The 1,029-nt window shown below is 64.1% G+C and carries 2 protein-coding genes; one reads left to right on the forward strand and one right to left on the reverse strand.

Annotated elements, in window-relative coordinates; all coding sequences use genetic code 11:
• Window positions 1–314: ATP-binding cassette domain-containing protein (locus tag EOA75_RS33210; RefSeq protein ID WP_127326163.1), on the reverse strand; the 314-nt coding region annotated here is incomplete at its 3' end.
• A 181-nt stretch (window positions 315–495) separates the two neighbouring features.
• On the opposite strand from EOA75_RS33210, the gene EOA75_RS33215 reads away from it, so the two are divergent.
• The coding region (locus EOA75_RS33215) for a hypothetical protein (protein WP_127326164.1) at window positions 496–1,029 on the forward strand (534 nt) is incomplete at its 3' end.

The following is a 1,029-nucleotide window of genomic DNA, read 5'->3' on the forward strand; positions in this document are numbered from 1 at the left end:
CGCAACGGCAGCGCCACGTTCTCGTAAGTGGTCATGTGGTCAAGCAGGCGGAAATCCTGGAACACCACGCCGATGCGGCGCCTGAGCAGCGGCAACTCGCCGCGCGAGATGCGCGAACGATCCTTGCCGAAAATGGTGATCAGGCCGCGCGTCGGCTTCAGCGACATGAAAAGCAGGCGCAGCAAGGTGGTCTTGCCGGCGCCCGAGGGGCCGCTCAGGAACTGAAAGGAGCGCTCCGGAATGTGCAGGGAAATGTCGCGGAGGATCTCCGGACCCATGCCATAGCGGAGGCCGACATTTTCGAAGCGGATCACGTTCGGCGACCTGAAACCTTAGGCGGCATCCCGCCAGCCTGTTCTCTGCCAAGACCATCGGCCGGCATGGTTAATCGTTGGTTAATTTCTGCGCGCTTTCGACGTTTCACAGCAGTTCCGGTGGGGAAGCGTTAACCATTTGCGTTTACCCAAAAGCAACGAAGATTGCACTGGGGCCGTAATGGCTGAGGATAGAACCGCGCGCTCTGTTTCCGGCGAAATCATGACCGGCACGGCGACAAAGGCCGCGCCGGAGCGCGTCATCCTCGACACCGATGTCGTCGATGCCGACTATGTGGTGCTGCCGCGATTCGCCGCCCGTTCGGAACCGATTGCGGCGCCGTTGCCGCCGCAAGCGCCCTCGACGCCATCCATCGCTGGCATGGGCATGCTGCGCAAACCGGAGGCTGCGCCGGCGCGGCCGGCCTCGCGTGGCGGTCCAATCTTCTGGGCCGCCGGAGTGGGCGCCGCACTCGTGGCTTTCTGGGTGTCGGGCGGACATGCCCTGGTGCGTCAGAGCCCCTTCTGGGCGGCTGCGCAGCCGGCAAGCGCGCTCAGCATTTCCGGTGTGACGTCGCGAATCGATGCCTCGGGGCTGAAGCCCATCCTGTTCATCGACGGCGAGGCCGCCAATGACGGCGTACGGGCGGAGTCGCTGCCGCCGCTCGAGATCCGCGTCACCGACAATGCCAGCAATGTCATCCGCTACAGGTTG

Origin of the sequence: Mesorhizobium sp. M1A.F.Ca.IN.022.07.1.1, assembly GCF_003997575.1 — a bacterium.
Classification (GTDB): domain Bacteria; phylum Pseudomonadota; class Alphaproteobacteria; order Rhizobiales; family Rhizobiaceae; genus Mesorhizobium.